The organism is Variovorax sp. efr-133-TYG-130 (genome assembly GCF_030208835.1).
In the GTDB taxonomy this organism is placed as follows: domain Bacteria; phylum Pseudomonadota; class Gammaproteobacteria; order Burkholderiales; family Burkholderiaceae_C; genus Variovorax.
In genome coordinates this window covers 147,669-168,180 of sequence record NZ_JARVTD010000029.1, presented here as the reverse complement: position 1 = coordinate 168,180, position 20,512 = coordinate 147,669, and the positions used below count along the sequence as shown (strand labels likewise).

Here is a 20,512-nt window from a genome sequence, read left to right as displayed (position 1 = left end):
CGCGCGTAGAGTGCGGGCGATCTCAAAACCGGAGGCCATGTGAGCAAGTCAGCATCGACTCGGATCAGGGTGGGTATCGGCGGCTGGACCTACGAACCCTGGCGCGACAACTTCTACCCCAAGGGCCTCGCGCACGCGAAGGAGTTGAACTACGCGAGCCGCAGGGTCAGCGCCATCGAGATCAACGGCACCTACTACAGCACCTTCAAGCCCGAGACCTTCCGCAAGTGGCACGACGACACGCCGGCCGACTTCATGTTCTCGCTCAAGGCCTCGCGGTTCGCGACCAACCGCAAGCTGCTGTCCGGCGCGGGCGACTCGATCAAGCGCTTCATCGACAGCGGCGTGGCCGAGCTGGGCGACAAGCTCGGGCCGATCGTCTGGCAGTTCATGCCGACCAAGCAGTTCGACGCGGAAGACTTCGAGGCCTTCCTCTCGCTGCTGCCGAAGAAGGAAGGCAGCCGCGTGCTGCGCCACGTGATGGACGTGCGCCACGAGAGCTTCATGGTGCCCGCGTACAAGGCGCTCGCGAAGAAGCACAAGGTCTCGACGGTGTTCACCGACGCCGAGAAGTTTCCGTCGTTCGAGGAGCCCGAGGGCGACTTCGCCTATGCGCGGCTCATGATGGCCAACGCCAAGCTCAAGGCCGGCTATGCGCCGAAGGCGCTGGACACCTGGGCCGAGCGCGCGCAGGGCTGGGCCGTGTCACCGAAGAAGCGCAACGTGTTCGTCTACTTCATCAACGGCGCGAAGGAAAGGGCACCGGCCGCGGCCGGTGCCCTGCTGGAGCGCCTGGGATGGGAGCCGCCGGCGGCCTGAATGAAGCCGGGCGGCGCGGGATGAACCAGAGACTGCGTCAGCCCTTGGCGCCGAAGCTGATCTCGCCCGACAGCTGGCCGCCTTCTTCGATCACGATCTTGCCGTAGCGGATCTTGCCGGTGACCTTGCCGGTGGAGTGGATGACGAGCTTCTCGCGCACGGTGAGGTTGCCGTCGAACACGCCGCGGATTTCGGCGATGTCTATTTCGGCCGAGCCCTTGAACTCGCCCTGTTCGGCGATCTGCATCAGGCGCGAATCCATGGTGGCTTCCACCAGGCCTTCGACCACGAGCGTGTCGCAATCGGTGATCTCGACGCCCTTGAGCTTGATGTTGGGGCCGACGGTGAGCTTGCTTCCGCCTTCCTTGGCGACGGGGGCCGCCGCTGCATTGAGGCCGCCTTGCTGCGCGGTCAGCGACGAGGGATTCACAGGGGAACCGGAGAGGTTGGTGGCTGCGCCGACGAGCGGAGCGGGGCGGGAAGTCAGCGAATCGTTGTCTCGGTCACGCTTGCCGAAGAAGGGGGACTGTGTAGCCAATGGGGAGCTCCTCAAGAAAGGGGACTATCGTAAGAACGCACTCACGGCATGCGGCACTTCATTGCGCAAGAAGCGTAACTGAATAAGTCGTCCGCGACACGACAATGCCCTCATGACCCGCCCGACTCTAGAAGCCCTCTCCACGCCCACCGCCACCGACTTGCGGTTCGACAAGCCCTCGCACGGCTGGCGGCGCACGCTGTTCACGGTGATCTTCGAGGCCGACACGCGCGCGGGGCTGTGGTTCGACCTTGCGCTGATCGCGGTCATCGTCACCAGCGTGCTGGTGGTCATTCTGGACAGCGTGCAGTCGATCCGCGAGCACTGGCGCCCGCTGTTCAACGCGCTCGAATGGGTGTTCACCATCCTGTTCACGCTGGAGTACATCGCGCGGCTGTGCTGCGTGAACAAGCCGCTGCGCTATGCGCTGAGCTTCTACGGCGTGGTCGACCTGCTGGCGCTGCTGCCGACCTTCCTGGTGGCCCTGGCGCCCGAGCTGGCCTACCTGATCGACGTGCGCATCCTGCGCCTCCTGCGCGTGTTCCGCATCTTCAAGCTGTCGCGCTACTCGGTGGAGTACCGCGCGCTGGTGACGGCCGTGGCTTCGAGCCGGCGCAAGATCACGGTGTTCGTGGGCTTCGTGATGCTGGTGGTGCTGGTGATGGGCACGCTGATGTACGTGGTCGAAGGGCCCCAGCACGGCTTCACGAGCATCCCTGTGGCCATCTACTGGGCCATCTCGACGATGGCCACCGTGGGCTTCGGCGACCTCGTGCCCAAGACCGACCTGGGCCGCGCGATCGCCTCGGTGATGATGCTGCTGGGCTGGGGCGTGCTGGCGGTGCCCACGGGCATCGTGACGGCCGAGATGGCGCGGCGCGGGCCGAACGACGAAGCCGTGCCCGTGCCGGTGGCGCAGCGCGGTGTTCTTGCGATGACGGCGCCGGAATCCGTGCCCGCGGTGCCGGCGAAGCGGGTTACTCCGTCGGCCAGGCGACGCGCCCTTGCGCAGCATCGCCGAGGCGGGCGATGAACGCATCGGCGTCGGGCTCGGGGAGCGTGAAGGCGAAGCGCACGTCGTCGCCGTGCTGCACGCTCTCGAGCACCGCGCCGGCCGAGGCGAGTTCGCGCCGCACCAGCCCTTCGAGTGCATAGGGCACGATGCATCGCAGGCTGCGCTGGCGCAGCAGCGGCACGAGCGTGGCGCCGAGCAGGGCCTGCGCCACCGCGTCGGTATAGGCCCGCACGAGACCGCCGGCACCGAGCTTCACGCCGCCGAAGTAGCGCACCACGGTTGCCAGCGCGCCTTCGACCTGCTGGTGGCGCAGCACCTCCAGCATCGGCCGTCCCGCGGTGCCGCCGGGCTCGCCGTCGTCGTTCGCGGCCGACTGGCCGCCGGCCATCAAGGCCCAGCACACATGCGCGGCAGCGGGATGTTCGGCGCGCAATGACGCGACCACGTCCAGTGCGGCCGCGCGGTCGGCCACCGGCTGCACGCAGCCGATGAAGCGGCTTTTCTTGATGAGCAGTTCGCTGTGAACCGGCTGCGCCAGCGTGAAGCTCATGCGTTGCGGTCCACGTCCGTCACGGGCATCAGGGGCTCAGCCGCCGCCGCGCTCGAACTTGAAGACCGCGGTGCCGGCGCGCGCGTTGGGCAGCCAGCGCACGTCGCGGCCGTCCTGCAGGCCGAAGGCGTCGAGCACGCGCAGGTTGTTCTTGCCGGCCAGCACCTCGAAGTCCTTGAAGGTGCCGACGCGGATGTTGGGCGTGTCGTACCACTGGTAGGGCAGGCGGCGCGTCACCGGCATGCGGCCGCGCGCCACGCTCAGGCGGTTGGGCCAGTGCGCGAAGTTGGGGAAGGCGACAATGCCGATGCGCCCCACGCGCGCGGTCTCGCGCAGCATCACCTCGGCATTGCGCAGGTGCTGCAGCGTGTCGATCTGCAGCACCACGTCGAAGGAGGCGTCGTCGAACATCGACAGGCCTTCGTCGAGGTTGAGCTGGATCACGTCGACGCCGCGGCGCACGCACTGCAGCACGTTGCCGTCGGCAATTTCCACGCCGTAGCCGGTGCAGCCGCGCTCGCGCTGCAACAGGTCGAGCAGGGCGCCGTCGCCGCAGCCGAGGTCGAGCACGCGCGAGCCCTGGGGCACCAATTGCGCGATCAGTCGTTGATGTTCGAGGTCGCTCATGCAGTGGTACTCCCCCCCAGGCTTGCCGCTTCGCGTGCTGCGCCAACCCCCTTCAGGGGGCCCGCGCCTTGGGGCGGCCCGGCGGCGCTCGTCTCCTTGGCGACGCGCTCGAAGTACGAGCGCACCACGCCCATGTAGCGCACGTCGTCGAGCAGGAAGGCGTCGTGGCCGTGCGGCGCGTCGATCTCGGCATAGCTCACGTTGCGGCGGTTGTCGAGCAGCGCCTTCACGAGTTCGCGGCTGCGCGCGGGCGAGAAGCGCCAGTCGGTCTTGAAGCTCACGAGCAGGAACTTGGCCGTGGCGTTGGCGAACGCGGTACTGAGCTTGCCGCCGTGGCTGCGCGCGGGGTCGAAGTAGTCGAGCGCGCGGGTGATGAGCAGGTAGGTGTTGGCGTCGAAGTACTCGCTGAACTTGTCGCCCTGGTAGCGCAGGTAGCTTTCGATCTGGAACTCGACGTCCTGCGTGGAGTAGCGGTAGTCGAGCCCCGCGGCCTCGCCTTCGACGGCGCTGCGCAGGATGCGGCCGAACTTCGCGTTCATCACGTCGTCGCTGAGGTAGGTGATGTGGCCGATCATCCGAGCGATGCGCAGGCCGCGCTTGGGCACCACGCCGTGTTCGTAGAAGTGGCCGCCGTGGAAGTCGGGGTCGGTGACGATGGCGCGGCGCGCAACCTCGTTGAAGGCGATGTTCTCGGCCGTGAGGTTGGGCGCGCTGGCCACCACCACGGCGTGGCGCACGCGACCGGGGTACTGCAAGGTCCACGACAGCGCCTGCATGCCGCCGAGGCTGCCGCCCATGACGGCGGCGAGCGTCTCGATGCCGAGCGCGTCGAGCAGCGCGGCCTGCGCGTCGACCCAGTCCTCGACCGTGACCACCGGGAAGTCGGCGCCGTAGACGCGGCCGGTGGCGGGGTTGACGTGCATCGGGCCGGTCGAGCCGAAGCAGGAGCCGAGGTTGTTGACGCCGATCACGAAGAAGCGGTCGGTGTCCACCGGCTTGCCCGGGCCCACCATGTTGTCCCACCAGCCTTCGGAACGGGCCTGGCCCTGGTAGACGCCCGCCACATGGTGCGAGGCATTGAGCGCATGGCACACCAGCACCGCGTTGCTGCGATCGGCGTTCAGGGTGCCGTAGGTTTCGTAGGCGAGCGTGTAGTCGCTGATCGATGCGCCGCTGCGCAGGGCCAGCGGGCCCGCGAACTGCATCGACTGCGAAGTGACGACCAAGGGAGGTGACGACGACATGAATGAAAAACCCGGCCTCGCCAAAAACGAGCCGGGTCTGCCGCGCCTGTCTTTAGCTGGATTTATAAAGCGCCCGCAAGCTGAAGCAAATCGGCGCAGCGCGAGTATATCCCCCAGGCTGCGCGCACTGCGTGTCGCTTCGCCAACCCCCTTCGGGGCAACACCTGCGGCCCGGCGAAGCCGGTTCCGCGGTGTTTCTGGAAGGGGCTCTGCTTTCTTACCAGCCGATGATCATGATCACGCCCAGCACCAGGAAGATCGCGGCCGAGATGCCGTGCACGAGCTTGATCGGCACGCGGCGAACGATCTTGTCGCCCAGCCACACCACCGGCGCGTTGGCCAGCATCATGCCCAGCGTGGTACCCGCGACCACCCAGAAGTAGTCCTGCGTGAAGCGGGCGGCCAGCATGACGGTGGCGATCTGGGTCTTGTCGCCCATCTCGGCGAGGAAGAACGCGATCACGGTGGTGCCGAAGACGCCGAACTTGGACACGCCCGGGGCATCGTCTTCGTCGAGCTTGTCGGGAATCAGCATCCACACCGCCATCGCGATGAACGAGCCGCCGAGAATCCAGCGCAGCACCTCGGGTCCGAGCCAGCGCGTGATGTAGTTGCCCACGGCACCCGCCAGGGCGTGATTGATGATGGTGGCGGCGAAGATGCCGAGGACGATCGGCCAGGGCTTCCTGAAACGGGCTGCGAGCAGGAGGGCCAGGAGTTGGGTCTTGTCGCCCATTTCGGCGAGCGCAACGACGCCGGTCGCAACGAGAAAAGCTTCCATTTTTTGAACGTGGGGTTTCTTGGCCGAAGGACGCAATTGACCGTGCAACACCTTCGGCCATATTCCCGAAGTTGCACGGTCAAAGGTCTCGCCAGGTGTTTTCTCACTGCACGCGCCATGTCCTGTGGGGCAGGACAAGTCTGTTGACGCGGGCCCCTCTCGCAGATCGGAAGGCGGCTACTCCCCAATGACGGGCGAGATTCTACCTGTAGCGCCAAGGGCCTGACCCGATCTTGTAAGCGGGCGCTAGCTTTTGATTGTTTTCACAGGCGCTACCTCAAGAAGCAAATTCCTGCTTGCTTTTCGGATATTTCACCCATAATGCACGAGCCTCCCACTTCATTTTGGTGGGGAGGCAGTTCGGTGATCGGTCAGTTTCGCGCGACTCGACGCTCTCGTTTGAGTGATGCTTTCGGGACTCCATCGCTTTTCTTGATGTGTTTATAGGAGTCCCTTGATGGGCAACAAACTGTACGTCGGCAACCTGCCTTACTCGGTGCGCGACGGTGATCTCGAACAGGCCTTCGGCCAGTTCGGCGCAGTGACCAGCGCCAAGGTCATGATGGAGCGCGACACCGGCCGCTCGAAGGGCTTCGGCTTCGTCGAGATGGGCAGTGACGCGGAAGCACAGGCCGCCATCAACGGCATGAACGGCCAGCCCCTGGGCGGCCGCAGCGTCGTCGTCAACGAAGCACGTCCCATGGAAGCACGCCCCCCCCGTAGCGGTGGCGGCGGCTACGGCGGCGGCGGTGGTGGTTATGGCGGCGGTGGTGGCGGTGGCTACGGCGGCGGCGGTGGTGGCGGCTACGGTGGTGGTGGCGGCGGTGGCCGCTCCGGCGGTGGCGGCGGCTACGGCGGCGGTGGCCGCAGTGGCGGCGGCGGCGGTGGTGGCGACGGCGGTTTCCGCAGCCCCTACGGCGCCGGCCCCCGTGGCGGTGGCGGCGGTGGTCGCAGCGGTGGTGGCGGTGGCTACGGCGGCGGCAACAGCGGCTACTGAGTCCTGCACCTCGACGCACAGAAAAGACAAAAGGCTCCTTCCGGAGCCTTTTTCTTTGGCCGCCCGCTTTTCCTCGCGCCGGTTCAGGCCTCGCCGCTTCGCTTCTTGCGGCCGCGCCCCTGTACCGCGCGGTCGAGCACGGCATTCGGCAGCATGCGCATGATCTTGGCGACCACGCCCATCTGCCACGGAATCACGCGGTAGCTCGTGCCCGACTCAATGGCACGCAGCGCCTGGGCGGCAAAGTCTTCGGCCTTCATGAGGAAGGGCATCCCGTAGCGGTTGCCCTGCGTCAGCGGCGTGTCGATGTAGCCGGGGCAGAGGGTGACCACCTTCACGCCGCTGTTGTGCAGTTCGCCGCGCAGGCTCTCGCAGTACGCGACCACGCCGGCCTTGCTTGCGCAGTAGGCCCCGTGGCCGGGCAGGCCGCGGATGGATGCAACGCTGCCGATGCCGACCAGCCGCCCGCTGCCGCGCTGCACCATCGCCCGCACGAACGGATGGAAGGTCGCCGCCAGCCCGACGTTGTTGGTGGCGAAGGTCTGCGAAAGCACGTCGAGGTCGGCGCGTTCCGCAGTGTCGATGCCGATGCTGATGCCCGCGTTGGCGATCACCACGTCGGGCAGTCCCTGCTGCGCGATGCATTCATTGCCGGCGGCCACGATGCTGTCGGTCTGCGCCACGTCGGCCTTGTAGACCCGGTAGCGGTCCGCGCCCAGCCCGCGCGACTTTGCCCAGGCCTCGATCTCCGCCGTGCGCCGGGCCACCAGCGCCAGCCTGTAGCCCGCGTCGTGGAAGCTCGCGGCCAGGGCCTGGCCGATACCGCTCGACGCGCCAGTGATGAAGACGAGCGGGGCCGAGGTGGTCATGCGTGATCTTCTTTCGCGGTCTTCTTGTTGTCAGCGCTTCTTGGCAGGCGCGGGAGCGGCAGCGGCCGCCGACGGAATCAGCACGCCGCGCACCCGGCCCTTGAGGTTGGCGACGCCGCTCAAGTTGTCGTAGTCGAGCGTGTCGCCCGTGAACTGGTCCTTGTCGCGGATCAGCGTGACCGGCTGGTTCGACGTGACACGCTCGGTGTCGACGAAGGCGTGCAGGAACTCGCCGCGGAACTCCAGGCGCGGCGTGGGCTTGCCGTCAGGACCCACCGACGGGTCGCGGATGACGATGGCGTTGCCGAACAGCTGCAGCTCGCTGCCGTCCGAATTCGACAGCCCGCGGTTGGCGGTGGAGCGCGTCACCAGCCCCTCGGGCGAGATGGAGCGCATGCGCACCTTGTCGACCTCGATGGTGTCGGTATCGGGGTAGTGCCGGCCTTCGGCGCCGTACAGCTCGCTGCGCAGGTCGCCGTTCGGCAGGAAGTTCTTGATGACGAAGTCGCGCATGAAGTAGTCGGGTTCATGCGTGGGCGCGGCCTTGGCGGTGGGCTCCAGCAGCTTGGGCGCATTGCGCACCAGCCAGTAGGTGCCGAGCGCGACGGCCGCCGTCAGGATGATCGGCAGGTAGATGGTGGCGCGGTCGAGGACACCGCGCACCAGGCCCCATGCGCTTTTCACGTTGTTCATGTGTTCGGGCCCCGGGCAGCGTCGAGCATGGCGCGGTACTGGCCGCAGGCCGTGAGAAGCAGGTCGCAGAACTCGCGCGCCGCGCCTTCGCCGCCGCGCGCCTTGGTGACGTAGCGGGCAATGCCGCGCACCTCGGCATGCGCATTGGCCGGCGCCGCCGCGAAACCCACGCGCGTGAGCACCGGCAGGTCGGGCCAGTCGTCGCCGATGGCCGCGGCCTGTGCCCACGTGAAGCCCAGCTGGCCGAGCATGGCCTGCGCGGCGGGCAGCTTGTCTTCGGTGCCGTAGCGCACATGCTCGATGCCCAGGGCCTCGAGCCGCACGCGCAGCGGCTTGGAATCGCGCCCGGTGATCACCGCGGGCACGATGCCCGCCTTGCGCAGCAGCTTCAGGCCGTAGCCGTCGAGGATGCTGAAGCGCTTGAGCGTTTCGCCGTGCTCGGTGAAGTACACGCCGCCGTCGGTCAGGACGCCGTCGATGTCGAAGAAAACGATGCGCACGTCCTGCGCGGCGAGCAGGGTCTCGGCCTGGAACTCGAGCGCCATCAGATGACCTTCGCGCGCATCAGGTCGTTGGTGTTGATCGCACCCACGACCACGCCCGCGCCGTCGATCACGAACAGCCGGGTGATGCCGCATTGCTCCATGAGCTCGGCGGCTTCCACGGCCAGCGCGTCGACGCGGATGGTGCGCGGGTTGTGGTGCATCACCTCGGCCGCCTTGGGGCTGCGCAGGTCGGCGCCGGCTTCGATCAGGCGGCGCAGGTCGCCGTCGGTAAAGATGCCCGAGGCCCGGCCGTCGGACTCGACCACCGCGGCGGCGCCGAAGCCCTTGATGCTCATCGCGCGCATCAGCTCGCTGATGGTGGCCGACGGCGGCACGCGCGGCACCTCGTCGCCGGAGCGCATGACGTCGCTCACGTGGGTGAGCAGCTTGCGCCCGAGCGCGCCGCCCGGATGCGAGCGCGCGAAGTCTTCGGAGCCGAAGCCGCGCGCGTCGAGCAGCGCCACGGCCAGCGCGTCGCCCATCGCCATCTGGGCGGTGGTGCTCGCGGTGGGGGCGAGATTGAGCGGACAGGCTTCCTTGGAGACGCCGGCGTCGATCACGATGTCGGCATGGCGCGCAAGCGTGGACTCGGGCCGGCCGGTCATGGCGATCAGGGGCACGCCCTGGCGCTTGACGACCGGCAGGATGACGGTCAGTTCGTCGACTTCGCCGCTGTTGGAGATGGCCAGCACCAGGTCGACCGACTTGATCATGCCGAGGTCGCCGTGGCTGGCCTCGGCCGGGTGCACGAACATCGCGGGCGTGCCGGTGGAGGCGAGGGTGGCGGCGATCTTGCGGCCGACGTGGCCGCTCTTGCCCATGCCCATGACGACCACGCGGCCGCGCACTTCGAGGATCTTGCGCACGGCGTCGACGAAGCTCGGCCCGACGCGGGCCTTCAGGCCGGAGACGGCTTCGGCTTCGATGTCGAAAGTGATGCGTGCCCGGGAGAGGATCGCTTCGGGGTCGACCACGGGGGCCGGGACGGGACGGGAGCTCATCGGCAGATTTTACGGGGCGGCCAATCCGGGGATATACGTGCACGCCCCGGCGAAGCCCGGGGCACGGACATTGCTCTAGCATCGGCGCCTATGTCTTCGTTCGATCTCACGCTGTTGTACCTGCTTGCCGCGGTAATCGGCGTGGTGGCCTGCCGCTCCCTGAAGCTGCCCCCGATGCTGGGCTACCTGTCGGCCGGCGTGCTGATCGGCCCGCATGCTTTCGCGCTGGCGCAGAACTCCGAGGGCATCCGGCACCTGGGCGAATTCGGCGTCGTGTTCCTGATGTTCGTGATCGGGCTGGAATTCAGCCTGCCCAAGCTGCGCGCCATGCGAAAGCACGTGTTCGGGCTCGGCCTGCTGCAGGTGCTGCTGACGATGGCCATCGCCACGGCCGGCGCGCTGCTGATCGCGCGGCTGCTGCCGCCGTCATGGCAGCTCGGCTGGCAGACCGCGCTGGCGCTGTCGGGCGCGCTCACCATGAGCAGCACCGCCATCGTCGTCAAGCTGATGGCCGAGCGGCTGGAGCTCGAGAGCGAACACGGCAAGCGCGTGATGGGCGTGCTGCTGTTCCAGGATCTGGCGGTGGTGCCGCTGCTGGTGCTGATCCCCGCGCTGGGCGCGCCGCCCGAGGCCCTGGCCAAGGCGCTCGGCCTCGCGCTGCTGAAGGCCACCTTCCTGATCGGCGTGCTGCTCTACGGAGGCCCGCGCGTCATGCGCTGGTGGCTCACGCTGGTGGCGCGGCGGCGCAGCGAGGAGCTGTTCATCCTGAACGTGCTGCTGGTGACGCTGGGGCTCGCCTGGCTCACCGAGCTGGCCGGCCTGAGCCTGGCGCTGGGCGCTTTCATCGCGGGCATGCTGGTGTCGGAAACCGAATACAAGCACCAGGTCGAGACCGACATCCGCCCCTTCCACGACGTGCTGCTGGGTCTGTTCTTCATTACCGTGGGCATGTCGCTCGACTGGCACATCGTGGTCGAGCGCTGGATGCTGGTGGGCGTGCTGCTGCTGGTGCCGCTGGGATTCAAGCTCGGGCTGGTGACGGTGCTGGCAAGGGTGCTCGGGGCCACCTCGGGCGTGTCGCTGCGCACCGGCCTTTACCTCGCGCAGGCCGGCGAATTCGGCTTCGTGCTGCTGACGCTGGCGCAGGAGCGCAGCCTGCTGCCGTCGTGGCTGGCCAATCCGGTGCTGGCGTCGATGGTGCTGTCGATGCTGGCGACGCCTTTCATCATCATGTACAGCAACGCCATCGTGCGGAAGCTGGTGGCCAGCGACTGGCTGCAGCAGTCGCTGCAGATGACGAGCATCGCGCGCAAGACCATCAACACGGCGCAGCACGTGATCATCTGCGGCTACGGGCGCTGCGGCCAGAACCTGGCGCGCATCCTGGAGCGCGAAGGCATCCCGTACATGGCGCTCGACCTCGACCCCGACCGCGTGCGCCAGGCCGCCGCCGCCGGCGACTCGGTGGTGTTCGGCGACGCGGCGCGGCTGCAGGCGCTGATGGCCGCCGGCCTGGCACGCGCCAGCGCGGTGGTGGTCACCTACCTCGACGTGCCGGGCGCCATGAAGGTGCTGGCCAACACGCGCGCCCACGCCGCCCACGTGCCGGTGATCGTGCGCACGCAGGACGACCACGACCTCGAGAAGCTGCAGGCCGCCGGCGCCACCGAGGTGGTGCCCGAAGCCATCGAGGGTTCGCTGATGCTCGCCAGCCATGCGCTGGCGCTGGTCGGCGTGCCGATGCGGCGCGTGATCCGCGTGGTGCAGGACCAGCGCGATGCGCGCTACAACCTGCTGCGCGGCTACTTCCACGGCGCCGACGACGACAAGGCCGACGAGGTCGACCACGAACGGCTCAACAGCTTCACCCTGAACGCCGGCGCCCGCGCCGTCGGCCAGACGCTGGAGCAGCTGGCGCTGCCGACGCTGGGCGTGCGCGTCGCGAGCGTTCGCCGCCATGACGGCCAGCCGCGCACGCCGGCCGGCGACACGGTGCTGACCGACGGCGACACGCTGGTGCTGTCCGGCAAGCCGACCGCGCTGGCCGTGGCGATCGAGCGGCTGCAGAAGGGCTGAGGCGGCCGCGGGGCCGCTCAGCTCAGTTGATCAGCGTCGGGTTGCGTTTTTCTTCGTCGATGCGCTGCTGGCGGCGCACCGCCTCGCATTGCGAATGGGCCTTGTACTCGGCCTTGAGGCACTGCGCGGCCATGCACTGCGCCCGCGCGATGAAGTTGCGGTCGCCGCACTGGGCCAGGGGCTCGGGGGCGGGAGGGGCGGGTGCCGGTGGCGGCGGGGCTGCCGCGACGGCGGGTGCCGGAGTCTCAGCGGCGCCGGGCGCGGGCGCTGCAACGGTCGCCTGCTTGCGTGGCCGGGCGGCGGGCCTGGTGCTTGCCGCAGGCGGTGCGGCTTCGGCGACGGGAGGTGCCTCGGCCGCCGGAGGCTGCGGCGCGGCCGGCGCCTGCGCCGTGGGTGGTGCCGGCTCGGCTGGAGGCGTCGCGGGCTCGACGGGCGGTGCCGATGCCGCCGGTCCGGGATCGGTGACCGCCGCGGGCGCCTTGCTGGTTCCATAGCCGTACCAGCCCGCGACCATCATCAGTACCGCCACCGCCAGCAGCCCGAGCCACAGCAGGATGACCCGCTTGCGGGGCGGCCGCTCGACCGGCCGCCGGACCTTGACCCGGGTGCGCTTGCGCTCGGCCTTTTCCGGCCGAGCTGTCTCGAAGCCCGACGATGGCGCGGGCGGCGGTGGTGGGGGGTCGTCGTAGACCATGACCACCGTCTCCTGGTCGTCCGACGGTGGCGGGGTGGGCGATCTTCCAAAGAACGAACGCCCGGGCTCGGCCTCGCGCGGATCGGAGAGCGGCGCGGGTATGGTCGGTGCGCGCAGCTGGGCGGGAGCGGTGGTCGCCCACTCGCGCTCCGGGCTCGGCGGCGGGGGAATCCTCGCGGCCTTGCCGGACAGCGTGGCACCGCAGCTCCGGCAGAAATTCGCGCCGTCACGGTTTTCCGTGCTGCAGACCGGACAGATCAAGGCCATGGCGTACTACTGACTACTCTCGGGAACCGGAACGAAAAGGGCTGTTGGCGGGCACGCCCGCATCTGGAAGGGAAGTCTGGCGAAGAGGCCGCCGGGGCCTCAGGTCACGGCGACGCGCTTGGAGCGGTGCGCCATGCGCTTGGCGATCACCGCGCCCAGCGCCATCGCGATTTCCAGCGCCAGGTTGGGCTGGCGGTTCGACATCTCGGCGAAGCGGATCGCGTTGAGCCGCCAAACGCGGCCCGCGCCGGTGACCACCACGTTGGCGGAGTGCGGCAGGCGCGAGAAGAACGAGCCTTCGCCCACCACGGACCCCGGCGTGAGCACGGCGAGCCGCATCTGCTCCTTGCTGCTGACGCGGTGCACGCTGATGGCGCCGCTCTCGATGAAGAACACCGAGCGGTCCGGCGTTCCCTGCTCGATCAGCACGTCGCCGACGGCGGTCTCGATGGGCTGCAGGTAGCCGGCCAGCGTTTCCCATTGCTGGACGCTGAACGTCAACGCAAAAGCGTCGGTGCTCATGTTCTCCGCGATGGCGCGGCTCAGATTCTGGATGGACATGCTTTTCTCAACCCCCGCATCGGTCCCGAAGTATCCGCGATGGCCGCCAGATTCGGCTACAAGTGATTACGTTTTTGCGGCGCCTGTCGCTATTTGCCAATGCAGAAGCGCGAAAAGATGACCCCCAGCAGGTCATCGGCACCGAACTCCCCCGTGATCTCGTTCAGCGCGTTCTGCGCCAGCCGCAGTTCCTCGGCCAGCAGATCGAGCAGCTGGGCCTGCGCAGCAAGGTGGCTGGCTGCCAGTGCCAGGTGCGCCTCGACCTGCGCCAGCGCCTGCACGTGGCGCGCGCGCGCCAGGTACACGCCCTCGGGAACTGCCTGCCAGCCGGCCATGGCCAGCAGCTGTTCGCGCAGGGCCTCGATGCCCAGGCCGGTCTTGGCGGACAGCGCGATGCCCTCTGCGGGCCGTGCCGAAGGCGCCGCGTCCTGCTTGTTCCAGACGTCCAGCACCGGCACGCTCGCCGGCAGCTTGCGCCGCAGGCCCGCCAGGATCTCGGCGTCGGCGGCCGCGTAGTCCGGCAACGCGCCCCGGGTCAGGTCGTGCAGGAACAGCACGGCGTCCGCGCTTTCGATCTGGCCCCAGGCGCGCGCGACGCCGATCTGCTCGACCTCGTCGCTGCTCTCGCGCAGGCCGGCCGTATCCGCCACGTGCAGCGGCACGCCGTGGATCTGGATGGTCTGCGAGACCACGTCGCGCGTGGTGCCCGCCACCGCGCTCACGATGGCCAGCTCGGCGCCGGCCAGTGCGTTGAGCAATGAGCTCTTGCCCGCGTTGGGCTGCCCCGCGATCACGACCTTGATGCCTTCGCGCAGCAAGGCGCCTTGGCGCGCGCGCTGCTGCACGGCGGCCAGTTGCGACTGCAGCTTCGCCAGCTGCCCGGCCGCATCGGCCTTCTGCAGGAAATCGATCTCTTCCTCCGGAAAGTCGAGAGTGGCCTCGACCAGCATGCGCAGGTGGATCAGCGCATCGCGCAGCGTGTGGATCTCGCGCGAGAACTCACCCGACAGCGAACGCCCGGCACTGCGCGCGGCCGCTTCGGTGCTGGCGTCGATCAGGTCGGCAATGGCCTCGGCCTGCGCCAGGTCGATCTTGCCGTTGAGGAAGGCTCGCTGGCTGAACTCGCCCGGCTCGGCCACGCGCAGGCCGGGCAGGCGCGGGCGGCCGGTGACCGGGTCGGGCTCGGCGGCCGCCTCCAGGCAGCGCGCCAGCAGCAGTTGCAGCACGACCGCGCCGCCGTGCGCCTGCAGCTCGAGCACGTCTTCCCCGGTGAAGGAATTCGGCGAGGGAAAGTGAATGGCCAGGCCGTGGTCGACCGGCTCGCCGTCGGCATCGCGAAACGGCAGGTAGGTGGCCTCGCGCGGCTTGAGCGCACGCCCGCAGATGGCATCGATCAGCGGCGCCAGCCTGGCGCCCGACACCCGCACGATGCCGACCGCCCCGCGCCCCGAGGCGGTGGCGATGGCGACGATGGGATCGGTGGTACGGGCGAGCATGGTTCGGATTCTTTCAGCAAAAAGGGCCGCTTACGCGGCCCTTCGTGGGATGGCTTGGTTGCCGTGCGGCTGCCGTTACTTGGTGCCGAGCACGCCCAGGCGCTTGTTGATGAACCACTGCTGCGCGATCGACAGCACGTTGTTCGTGATCCAGTACAGCACCAGGCCGGCCGGGAAGAAGATGAACATCACGCTGAACGCGAGCGGCATGATCCACATCAGCTTGGCCTGCATCGGATCGGGCGGCGTCGGGTTGAGCCAGGTCTGGAACAGCGAGGTGGCCGTCATGACGATCGGCAGGATGTACCAGGGGTCGGGTGCCGACAGGTCGGTGATCCAGCCGATCCATGGCGCATGGCGCATTTCGACCGACGACAGCAGCACCCAGTAGAGCGCGATGAACACCGGGATCTGGATCACGATGGGGAAGCAGCCGCCCATCGGATTGACCTTCTCGGTCTTGTAGATCCGCATCATCTCCTGCTGCATCTCTTGCGGCTTGTCCTTCAGCCGCTCGCGCATTTCCATGATCTTGGGGTTGATGGCCTTCATCTTGGCCATGCTGGCGTACGCCTTGGCGTTGAGCCAGTAGAAGGCCGCCTTCAGCAGCACCACCAGCGCCACGATCGACCAGCCCCAGTTGCCCAGGATGCCGTGCAGCTGGGTGAGCAGCCAGTACAGCGGCTTCGAGATGATCGCGAAGATGCCGTAGTCCTTCACCAGGTCCAGGCCGGGAGCGATGCTTTCGAGCTTCTTTTCTTCTTCGGGGCCGGCGAACAGCACGCTGTTCACGACCTGCGTGGCGCCCGGGGCGATCTTCGGCAGCGTGGCCACCATCGACACGGTGAACAGGTTGTCGCCCAGGTCCCTCACGCGGAATTCGCGGCGCAGTTGTTCGCTGGCCGGGTCGCCCTTGAGCAGCCAGGCCGAAGCGAAGTAGTGCTGCACCATCGCGATCCAGCCGTCGTTGGCCGGCGGCGGCGGTTCGATCTTGCCCTTGGCGATGTCCTTGAAGTCGAGCTTGTGGAACTTCTTCTCGTTGGTGTACGCGGCCGGACCGGTGAAGGTGTTGGTGCCGAACATGGTGCCGGCGGCCACGGTGCCGTGGCGCAGCAGCTGCATGTAGAGCAGTGCATCGCGCGGCTGGTCGCTCACGTTGACCACTTCGTGGCGCACGCCGATGGCGTAGTCGCCGCGGTGGAACACGTAGGTCTTGACGTACTTCAGGCCGCCGACGGGGGCGCTTTCGAAGCTGACCTCGAGCGTGTTCTGGCCGTCGGCCATCTCGCGCGGGCCGGCCTTCGGCGTCATCTGCGTCAGGTGGTTGGGGAAGGCGTCGCCGGCCACCGGGTTCACCAGGCCGGTCTGCGCGACGTAGCGCGTGGCGGGCGAGCCGTCTTCGAACAGCACGACGTGCTTGGTGCGGTCGGCCTCGTCGTACTTCAGCAGCTCGAGGTAGTTGACCGTGGCGCCTTCGCTGTCGATCGTGGCCTTGAACAGGTCGGTGGTGACGTTGACCTTCTCGCGCGGCGCGGCCGGCGTGGCCGACGTCGGCACGGCACCTGCGCTGCCAGGGGCGGCGGACGCGGAGGGCACGCCATTGGTGGCGGCGGGCGTCGTGCCGGCGGCCGGGGCGGTGGCGGCCGGCTTGCTGGACGGCAGGAAGGTCGGCTTGTTGCCGTTGAAGACCTGCCATTGGTCCCACAGCAGCACCAGCGAGAACCCAAAAATCACCCACAGTATCGTGCGGCGGATATCGTTCATGACGAAGACTTCTTGTCGGAGGAGAGAAGAGACGAAAACAGCGATCCTGACTTGTCAGTGCGACGCTGTGATTTCGGTGGAACCGGATCGTGCCCGCCCTGGCACCAGGGCTGGCATCGCGCGATGCGGTGCAGAGTCAGGTAGCTGCCCTTGAGCGCGCCGTGCACCTCGAGCGCCTCGATCGAATACACCGAGCAGGTCGGCGTGAAGCGGCACGACTGGCCGAGCCAGGGGCTCAGCAGCAGTCGGTAGGCCTTCACGAAGCCGATCAGCAGGCGTTTCATGATGAGGATGGGGCTGGCGAGGAAGGCGAAGGCGCGCGCGCGGCGCGCGCCAGCAGCTGCTGGAGCTCGGCGCGAACGGCGGCCTTGAGCTTGTCCGAAGTGGCGCTCACGAATTCCTTGCGGTCGAAGCCCGCGCGCAGACGCACCACGTGCGCGGCACGTGGCAAGGCAACGCCCTGAGCGGTGCTCACGGCGTAGATCTGGCGCTTGATGGCGTTGCGCGTGACCGCGCGGCGCGCCCAGCGCTTGGGCACCATGGCGCCCAGCCAGACGTCGTCGGACGCGAACAACGGCTGTACGCCCGATGCGGAATCGAGCGCACAGCGATGCAATGCGAAATGAGCAGTGCGCGCCACGGTGGCACCTGCGAGGACGGCCTGGAATTGCGCGCGGGTCTTGAGCCGCTGCATGGAAGCCTGGCCGCGCACGTCGTTACCGGTCTGGCCGGACGCACCGGCCGCGAGAGCTGGCGCTGACGTGTCGGCTGCTGGCAACGGCAGGTGTGCTGCCGTCAGACGGCCAGGCGCTTGCGGCCCTTGGCGCGGCGTGCGTTGATGACGGCACGGCCGCCGCGGGTCTTCATGCGGACCAGGAAGCCGTGGGTACGGGCGCGGCGGACTTTGGAAGCTTGATAAGTGCGTTTCATGATGATTTCCTAATTCCCTGTTCGCGCGGACTCTCTGCCTGAAAAAGCACGAGAAGCCAGCGGGGCGCCGGGGGAGCGTATTGGGATGACCCAGGGATACCCCTGAACTCCTACTCCTGGCGCCGGTGAAGAACGCAAAGAGGTTTTCAGGGAAACCCGCAATTATCGCAAACATTGGCCGCCCGAACAATCTTCGACTGGATTTGCGGGCCTTTCGGCATCCGGGTCAGCGTGTGGATAAGGTTTTGACAAGTTAGAATGCCAGGCGCCTTCCAGCAGAGAATATCCACAATACCTATACCAAGAAATGCCCGAGGGTTCCATCACTTTTTCCCCCGCCCATGTCGACTGACGGCATCGGCGAAAGCCTCTGGCAGGCCTGCGTCGACCAGCTCGCGCAGGAGCTGTCCGAGCAGCAGTTCAACACCTGGATCAAGCCCCTGACGGCACAGGTTGCCGACGACCTGTCGCGCATGACCGTGTTCGTCGCCAACCGGTTCAAGCTGGACTGGATCCGGGCCCAGTACGCCGGCAAGATCGCGGCCATGGCCGAGAAGATGTACGGCCAGCCAGTTGCCATCGAGTTAGCGCTTGCTCCCAGAGAAACGCCCGTGCGCTCTGCGCCCGTGGCGGTCATGACCGAAACCGACGTGCCGCGCGACGTGGCCGGCCCGGGCGAGGAGCCCGCCGCCGCCGGCTTCAAGAACCGCCTCAATTCGGGCCTCACCTTCGACACCCTCGTCGAAGGCACGGCCAACCGCATGGCGCGCGCCGCGGCCATGCACGTGGCGGGCATGCCCGGCCATCTCTACAACCCGCTCTTCATCTATGGCGGCGTCGGCCTGGGCAAGACCCACCTGATGCACGCTGTGGGTAACCGGCTGCTGGCAGACCGGCCGGATTCCAAAGTTCTCTACATCCACGCCGAGCAATTCGTCTCGGATGTGGTCAAAGCCTATCAGCGCAAGACTTTCGATGAGTTCAAGGAGCGCTACCACTCGCTCGACCTGCTGCTGATCGACGATGTGCAGTTCTTCGCCAACAAGGACCGCACGCAGGAAGAATTCTTCAACGCGTTCGAGGCCCTGCTCGCCAAGAAGTCGCACATCGTGATGACCAGCGACACCTATCCGAAGGGGCTGGCCGACATCCACGAGCGCCTGGTTTCGCGCTTCGACTCCGGTCTCACGGTGGCCATCGAGCCGCCCGAGCTCGAAATGCGCGTGGCCATCCTGATCAACAAGGCGCGCGCCGAATCGGCCGAAATGCCGGAAGAAGTGGCCTTCTTCGTCGCCAAGAACGTGCGCTCCAACGTGCGCGAGCTCGAAGGCGCGCTGCGCAAGATCCTGGCCTATTCGCGCTTCAACCAGAAGGAGATCTCGATCGCCCTGGCGCGCGAGGCGCTGCGTGACTTGCTGTCGATCCAGAATCGGCAGATCTCCGTCGAGAATATCCAGAAGACGGTGGCCGACTACTACAAGATCAAGGTCGCCGACATGTACAGCAAGAAGCGCCCGGCCAGCATCGCGCGGCCACGGCAGATCGCGATGTACCTGGCCAAGGAGCTCACGCAGAAGAGCCTGCCGGAAATCGGCGAGCTGTTCGGCGGGCGCGATCACACGACGGTGCTGCACGCGGTGCGCAAGATTTCGGGCGAGCGCCAGCAGCTCACCGAACTCAACCAGCAGCTCCACGTGCTCGAGCAGACGCTCAAGGGCTGAAGCCGGATGTCACCCAGGATGCCCATCGCGACAGCGGAGAATGGCGTCTTACAAGCTGATTCAAAGAGATAGAGAAGAGGAAGAAGACATGATCGTTTTGAAGGCAAACCAAGACAAAGTCCTCGCCGCGCTGCAGTCGGTGGCGGGCATCGTCGAACGGCGTCACACCTTGCCGATCCTGGCGAACGTGCTGATCCGCAAGACCGGCGGCCAGCTGCAGCTGACCACCAGCGACCTCGAAATCCAGATCCGCACCACCGCCGAGCTCGGCGGCGACGAAGGCAACTTCACCACCACCATCGGCGCGCGCAAGCTGATCGACATCCTGCGCACCATGCCGGCCGACCAGACCGTGAGCCTCGAATCGAGCGCGAGCAAGCTGGTGCTCAAGGGCGGCAAGAGCCGTTTCACGCTGCAATCCTTGCCGGCCGAAGACTTCCCGCTGGTGCAGGAAGCCGCCAATTTCGGCCCCGTGTTCAGCGTGCCGCAGAAGACGCTGAAGGACCTGCTCTCGCAGGTCTCGTTCGCGATGGCCGTGCACGACATCCGCTACTACCTGAACGGCATCCTGTTCGTCGCCGAAGGCAAGCAGCTGAGCCTGGTGGCCACCGACGGCCACCGCCTGGCGTTCTCGTCGGCCACGCTCGACGTCGAAGTGCCGCGCCAGGAAGTCATTCTTCCGCGCAAGACCGTGCTGGAAATGCAGCGCCTGCTGTCCGACGCCGAAGGCGCCATCGAGATGCAGTTCGCGAACAACCAGGCCAAGTTCAGCTTCGGCGGCATGGAGTTCGTCACCAAGCTGGTCGAGGGCAAGTTCCCCGACTACAACCGCGTGATTCCCAAGAACCACAAGAACACCGTCACCCTGGGCCGCGCGCCGCTCCTGGCCAGCCTGCAGCGCACCGCCATCCTGACCAGCGAGAAGTTCAAGGGCGTGCGCCTGAACATCGAGCCCGGCACGCTGCGCATCGCATCGAACAATGCCGAGCAGGAAGAAGCCCAGGACGAACTCGACATCGACTACGGTGGCGACACCATCGAGATCGGCTTCAACGTGACCTACCTGATCGACGCGCTGTCGAACATGGACCAGGACATGGTCAAGCTGGACCTTGCCGACTCCAACAGTTCGGCCTTGCTGACCATCCCCGAGAACGCATCCTTCAAGTACGTCGTGATGCCGATGCGTATCTAGCAGACAGACACCGAAGCGCCTTGCGCACACAGCCCGCGGCCCCCCGCGGGTTTGCGCTTTCAAGAGGCGGCGAATTGAGCTTTTGAGAGCCCGAAAAATCACGTGAATGCCGTGAGAGACAGAGGAATA

At 67.2% G+C, this 20,512-nt stretch carries 22 protein-coding genes, 1 pseudogene and 1 riboswitch; of the genes and pseudogenes, 6 read left to right on the top strand and 17 right to left on the bottom strand.

Annotation, left to right across the window (positions count from 1 at the left end; all coding sequences use genetic code 11):
• The first annotated feature begins 39 nt into the window (after positions 1–39).
• Positions 40–819, top strand: coding sequence for a DUF72 domain-containing protein (locus tag QRN67_RS23660; RefSeq protein ID WP_285413835.1), 780 nt, complete (start codon positions 40–42; stop codon positions 817–819).
• A gap of 37 nt (positions 820–856) precedes the next feature.
• On the opposite strand, the gene QRN67_RS23655 is transcribed toward QRN67_RS23660, so the two are convergent.
• Positions 857–1,357, bottom strand: coding sequence for a bactofilin family protein (locus tag QRN67_RS23655; RefSeq protein ID WP_106936297.1), 501 nt, complete (start codon positions 1,355–1,357; stop codon positions 857–859).
• 112 nt (positions 1,358–1,469) lie between these two features.
• Here QRN67_RS23655 and QRN67_RS23650 point away from each other — a divergent pair, with 112 nt between their 5' ends.
• The gene (locus tag QRN67_RS23650) at positions 1,470–2,390 is read left to right on the top strand and encodes an ion transporter (protein WP_285413834.1); all 921 of its coding nucleotides are present in this window, start codon (positions 1,470–1,472) and stop codon (positions 2,388–2,390) included.
• Here QRN67_RS23650 and QRN67_RS23645 read toward each other — a convergent pair.
• From QRN67_RS23645 to QRN67_RS23630, 4 genes are all read right to left on the bottom strand, one after another.
• Entirely contained in the window at positions 2,335–2,922 is a 588-nt protein-coding gene (locus tag QRN67_RS23645) for an IMPACT family protein (protein ID WP_285413833.1), read from the bottom strand. The genes QRN67_RS23650 and QRN67_RS23645 overlap by 56 nt on opposite strands.
• 36 nt (positions 2,923–2,958) lie before the next feature.
• Positions 2,959–3,549 (bottom strand): methionine biosynthesis protein MetW, encoded by a 591-nt coding sequence (gene metW, locus QRN67_RS23640; protein ID WP_081267859.1) that lies wholly within the window; start codon positions 3,547–3,549, stop codon positions 2,959–2,961.
• Positions 3,546–4,793, bottom strand: a complete 1,248-nt coding sequence (metX, locus tag QRN67_RS23635; RefSeq protein WP_234382202.1) for a homoserine O-succinyltransferase MetX — start codon at positions 4,791–4,793, stop codon at positions 3,546–3,548. The genes metW and metX overlap by 4 nt, the downstream gene beginning before the upstream one ends.
• A 217-nt stretch (positions 4,794–5,010) precedes the next feature.
• Positions 5,011–5,574 (bottom strand): TMEM165/GDT1 family protein, encoded by a 564-nt coding sequence (locus tag QRN67_RS23630; RefSeq protein ID WP_081267861.1) that lies wholly within the window; start codon positions 5,572–5,574, stop codon positions 5,011–5,013.
• A gap of 19 nt (positions 5,575–5,593) precedes the next feature.
• Positions 5,594–5,772: riboswitch (yybP-ykoY riboswitch) on the bottom strand.
• Between the two features lie 259 nt (positions 5,773–6,031).
• On the opposite strand from QRN67_RS23630, the gene rbp reads away from it, so the two are divergent.
• Positions 6,032–6,571: an RNA-binding regulator gene (rbp, locus tag QRN67_RS23625; protein ID WP_285413832.1), complete on the top strand. Its 540-nt coding sequence runs from the start codon at positions 6,032–6,034 to the stop codon at positions 6,569–6,571.
• An 83-nt stretch (positions 6,572–6,654) separates the two neighbouring features.
• On the opposite strand, the gene QRN67_RS23620 is transcribed toward rbp, so the two are convergent.
• The 4 genes from QRN67_RS23620 to QRN67_RS23605 are packed head-to-tail and all read right to left on the bottom strand — an operon-like array spanning position 6,655 to position 9,679.
• The gene (locus QRN67_RS23620) at positions 6,655–7,440 is read right to left on the bottom strand and encodes an SDR family oxidoreductase (RefSeq protein ID WP_285413831.1); all 786 of its coding nucleotides are present in this window, start codon (positions 7,438–7,440) and stop codon (positions 6,655–6,657) included.
• Positions 7,441–7,470: 30 nt separating this feature from the next.
• Positions 7,471–8,133 carry an LPS export ABC transporter periplasmic protein LptC gene (gene lptC / locus QRN67_RS23615; RefSeq protein WP_172839906.1) on the bottom strand — a complete coding sequence of 221 codons (663 nt, stop codon included), beginning with the start codon at positions 8,131–8,133 and terminating at the stop codon, positions 7,471–7,473.
• Positions 8,130–8,678, bottom strand: a complete 549-nt coding sequence (locus QRN67_RS23610; RefSeq protein WP_081269790.1) for a KdsC family phosphatase — start codon at positions 8,676–8,678, stop codon at positions 8,130–8,132. The genes lptC and QRN67_RS23610 overlap by 4 nt, the downstream gene beginning before the upstream one ends.
• On the bottom strand, positions 8,678–9,679 hold the full coding sequence (locus QRN67_RS23605; protein WP_285413830.1) for a KpsF/GutQ family sugar-phosphate isomerase: 1,002 nt from the start codon (positions 9,677–9,679) through the stop codon (positions 8,678–8,680). The genes QRN67_RS23610 and QRN67_RS23605 overlap by 1 nt, the downstream gene beginning before the upstream one ends.
• 90 nt (positions 9,680–9,769) lie before the next feature.
• On the opposite strand from QRN67_RS23605, the gene QRN67_RS23600 reads away from it, so the two are divergent.
• Positions 9,770–11,755 (top strand): monovalent cation:proton antiporter family protein, encoded by a 1,986-nt coding sequence (locus tag QRN67_RS23600; protein ID WP_106936293.1) that lies wholly within the window; start codon positions 9,770–9,772, stop codon positions 11,753–11,755.
• A 22-nt stretch (positions 11,756–11,777) separates the two neighbouring features.
• Here QRN67_RS23600 and QRN67_RS23595 read toward each other — a convergent pair whose 3' ends face one another.
• The 8 genes and pseudogenes from QRN67_RS23595 to rpmH all read right to left on the bottom strand — a co-directional run bounded on the left by QRN67_RS23595 (position 11,778) and on the right by rpmH (position 17,467).
• A complete protein-coding gene (locus QRN67_RS23595) occupies positions 11,778–12,455 on the bottom strand; it encodes a hypothetical protein (RefSeq protein WP_285414064.1) in 678 nt (225 codons plus the stop codon).
• Positions 12,456–12,668: 213 nt separating this feature from the next.
• Positions 12,669–12,716, bottom strand: a pseudogene (locus tag QRN67_RS23590) (hypothetical protein); the annotation flags it as partial.
• A 99-nt stretch (positions 12,717–12,815) separates the two neighbouring features.
• A complete protein-coding gene (locus QRN67_RS23585) occupies positions 12,816–13,277 on the bottom strand; it encodes a Crp/Fnr family transcriptional regulator (RefSeq protein WP_081269786.1) in 462 nt (153 codons plus the stop codon).
• Positions 13,278–13,366: 89 nt separating this feature from the next.
• The gene (gene mnmE / locus QRN67_RS23580) at positions 13,367–14,773 is read right to left on the bottom strand and encodes a tRNA uridine-5-carboxymethylaminomethyl(34) synthesis GTPase MnmE (RefSeq protein ID WP_285413829.1); all 1,407 of its coding nucleotides are present in this window, start codon (positions 14,771–14,773) and stop codon (positions 13,367–13,369) included.
• 75 nt (positions 14,774–14,848) lie between these two features.
• Positions 14,849–16,537, bottom strand: coding sequence for a membrane protein insertase YidC (gene yidC, locus QRN67_RS23575; RefSeq protein ID WP_081269784.1), 1,689 nt, complete (start codon positions 16,535–16,537; stop codon positions 14,849–14,851).
• Positions 16,534–16,821 carry a membrane protein insertion efficiency factor YidD gene (yidD, locus tag QRN67_RS23570; protein ID WP_106936290.1) on the bottom strand — a complete coding sequence of 96 codons (288 nt, stop codon included), beginning with the start codon at positions 16,819–16,821 and terminating at the stop codon, positions 16,534–16,536. Before yidD ends, yidC begins: the two co-directional genes overlap by 4 nt.
• Entirely contained in the window at positions 16,818–17,231 is a 414-nt protein-coding gene (locus QRN67_RS23565; protein ID WP_285414051.1) for a ribonuclease P protein component, read from the bottom strand. Before QRN67_RS23565 ends, yidD begins: the two co-directional genes overlap by 4 nt.
• Before the next feature lie 101 nt (positions 17,232–17,332).
• Positions 17,333–17,467, bottom strand: a complete 135-nt coding sequence (gene rpmH / locus QRN67_RS23560; RefSeq protein ID WP_007834827.1) for a 50S ribosomal protein L34 — start codon at positions 17,465–17,467, stop codon at positions 17,333–17,335.
• Positions 17,468–17,808: 341 nt separating this feature from the next.
• Between rpmH and dnaA the strand changes: the two genes are divergently transcribed.
• Together dnaA and dnaN are read left to right on the top strand one after the other, a co-directional pair.
• Positions 17,809–19,188, top strand: a complete 1,380-nt coding sequence (gene dnaA / locus QRN67_RS23555) for a chromosomal replication initiator protein DnaA (RefSeq protein ID WP_081269782.1) — start codon at positions 17,809–17,811, stop codon at positions 19,186–19,188.
• 88 nt (positions 19,189–19,276) lie between these two features.
• Complete coding sequence (gene dnaN / locus QRN67_RS23550; RefSeq protein WP_081269781.1) at positions 19,277–20,383, top strand: DNA polymerase III subunit beta; 1,107 nt, start codon at positions 19,277–19,279, stop codon at positions 20,381–20,383.
• Positions 20,384–20,512: the final 129 nt, after the last annotated feature.